General features: G+C 40.9%; 3 protein-coding genes and 1 pseudogene. All 4 read left to right on the top strand.

Annotation, left to right across the window (positions count from 1 at the left end; all coding sequences use genetic code 11):
- Positions 1-1,572: pseudogene (locus P20652_RS04095) on the top strand (hypothetical protein); the annotation flags it as partial.
- Complete coding sequence (locus tag P20652_RS21110) at positions 1,509-1,922, top strand: hypothetical protein (RefSeq protein WP_237707145.1); 414 nt, start codon at positions 1,509-1,511, stop codon at positions 1,920-1,922. The pseudogene P20652_RS04095 and the gene P20652_RS21110, both read left to right, overlap by 64 nt.
- A 9-nt stretch (positions 1,923-1,931) precedes the next feature.
- The gene (locus tag P20652_RS21105) at positions 1,932-2,084 is read left to right on the top strand and encodes a hypothetical protein (protein ID WP_008171126.1); all 153 of its coding nucleotides are present in this window, start codon (positions 1,932-1,934) and stop codon (positions 2,082-2,084) included.
- A 68-nt stretch (positions 2,085-2,152) separates the two neighbouring features.
- Positions 2,153-2,821 (top strand): hypothetical protein (locus tag P20652_RS18795; protein ID WP_050548221.1); only part of this gene is annotated, 669 nt, incomplete at its 3' end.

Below are 2,821 nucleotides of genomic sequence, written 5' to 3'. Positions count from 1 at the left end.
TTATCAAGCGAATTAAATGAGTTATTCAATAACGGTAAAGCTTATAACGAAGGATTAGTGGGGGATGACAGCTCTTGGCTCAATGTACAGTTTTGCCCAAATGATGACTTGTACGGGCAAAACTTAAGTGCAGCCACCGCAGATGAAGATAAAATAGGCCAAGAGCTCGGGGCTTTTGATCCACGAAAGCTGCAACAAGAGGTAAAAAATGCTGAGCTAAAACAGCCAGGGATACCGGCACTTTTTGTAGAGTCTCGATTGCTTACGGTTATTGAAAAAATCCTCTCAGAGACACTCATGTATTGGGAACGAATTTTTAAAGAACAAACATTTGCAGGACTTGAGGAACGCTTATTTTATGCCCGAGTAGGCTCATTAGCTAAAAGCTTTGACGTATCACCACTGCACGATATTCAACTTCATGATATGGACGCCGTACCCAGTGATAGAATGATTATAAGTATGAGCTTTGTACGTCACCCACTTATTGAAAAAATAAAATCAACGAAAGGGCGAGCTGCGCTTAAAAATGCATTAGCCAGTATCGCCAAAGGCAAACCCGTTAATAATAACCAGCTGATCACCATTGCCCGTGAGCTCCATATGGATATGCACCCAGAAGGGGCGGCTCAATTTAAAACGCAAAGTGGTCAGCCTTATATGCTCAAGCAAGTACGTGCAGAAATACTGCAAATGCTCAACGAGGTCAATGATATTCAAGGCACGTTTAAATCGGTATCGGGTACTGTAGGTAAAGTACTTACCGCCCCTACAAGTGATACCCCAGCCAGTATTGTGTATGAGCATAACCGAGACTTAGACCCCGCAGTAGCAGCCAGAATGGTCTCACCAAATAATTTTGGCAAAATGTGGTTTGAAGCAAAGCGAGGCTCATCCATTGCACTACTCGCTTTAACAGGCATAACCGCCTATTACATCTACGCAGAATATGAAAAGGAGTTTGCAGGCAAAGATGTTGGTTATCAAACAATGAAACATATTGCTGTAATAGGCGGAGTGATCGCTGCTGTTGGCTCTGTATGGGAGAATTACTCATCAGCAGCAGGAAATAGCGCTTTAACAAAAGTAAGGCTGAAAACTGCCGCCACTAAAGTTGCTCAACTAACTAAAGGTGAGGTTAAGTTTACTTATTTAAGAACCTTTGGTGGCGTTATGGGCGTGCTTATGTCTGGCGTGCAAATGGCCGATGCGGTCGAAATGTGGAATAAACATGACCGAGATGCCGCAACAGTGAATATGATAGCCGGTATGATGGGCATGACATCAGCTATTTATGGTGCAATATTCGTAAGCATGGGCCCTATAGGTTGGGGGTTATTTTTAGGCAGTATTGTCCTCTCAATCGTAGCTGTCAGCTTAATGGATACTGAGGCCGAAAAGTGGTGCAAGTTTGGCCCCTTTGCAAAAAATAAAAAGGTATATGGCAGGGTGAACGCGATGCTGAGTATAATGATTTTTCGAATCCAGATACTTACCATAAATTTATTATGGCAGTGCTATTTTCACCCAAGGCAGGTTATACCGAAGTCGCTAAAAATCAATACACGATAGAGGTGAGCATTCCTAACTTTATTAAAGGGGAGTCAGAACTCGCACTTAAATTTGGCTATAAGTTAAAAAACCTGTTAACCCCTCATAGTGTTGAGAGTAAAAATTATATTTATAAAGGTGTTACAGGCACAAAAGAATACCAACCAGTGCATGATGAAAAGGGGCAGCTTATTAAAGCGCTATATACCATTAACATTGCTTTTGATAACCCAAGGCAGCTACTTAAAATAGATAAAGTAAGGCCGTTCCCAGAGCTAAGGTATGATAAAAACCTTACATTGCCGCTCGATTTTGAGGCAATAGCAAAACCAATTGCCAACCCAACTTATCCAAATCCATGGGTTGTATAAAGGAGTATTATGAGTATCTTAAAATACTTAGGTGGTGCTTTACCACGTAAAACAATCTTTAATAATTTTTTTAAGGAAAAGCTCGACTTTGAATTAGAAAAGAAATTTAAAGGCGTGTGTTTATTACATCACTGGTTATATGAAGAAAAAAAATATATTTAAATGATTCACAGCGTTTTCAGTTACATTCATGCGGTAATGATGGTTGGCGAGCGTTAACTTTAGGACCCATGTTTTTAGGCTTTGTTGGGAGTTTAGTTGTTGCTTTAGATATTATGCTAATCCCATTTCATGGAGAGGAGGACACTTTTCATTGGTGGTTACTATACTTAGTGCTGAGCTGGAACTTATTATTTTTAAACCTTATGCCGGTTTGGGGGAGAATAAGAACACCTAATTTAGCCTATTTTGACCGCCTTACAGGCAAGGTGGGTTATACCTTTGATATTCCCGGTTGCGACGAGCGTGATGAATTTGGTTATTGTTGTTTTGATTGGCAGGATATGAAGTGTGTATTGGTAAACCAAAGCACCGACCAAGGGGGCTCTCGGGCTTTTTTCCCGGTGATATCGCACAAAGACAGAGATAAATACCCACAAACCAAAATGACCATAGTGGTCACTGAACTTGCGCAAAACCCTATTTATTGTTTGTTGTTTTGGGAGCGCTTAGTGCGCTTTATGGATAATACCAAGCCATTACCCGATATTCCTGAATACGAAGGCCACAGACACCTTGACCCAATCACCGCTGAGTTTGATAAGCAAAACAATCGCCCAGAAGTGTATTGGCGTGATATGAGCTTTAAACAACAAACCGAAATTTATGATGAGCTATATGCTGAGGCATACAAAATAGATTGGTATAACGATGCCCCCCAGCCCGAAATCACCAAACCT

Source organism: Pseudoalteromonas sp. BSi20652 (genome assembly GCF_000239855.1).
Lineage (GTDB): Bacteria > Pseudomonadota > Gammaproteobacteria > Enterobacterales > Alteromonadaceae > Pseudoalteromonas.
Note: the sequence above shows the minus strand (reverse complement) of the source record. Positions and strands in the feature narration are given on the sequence as shown.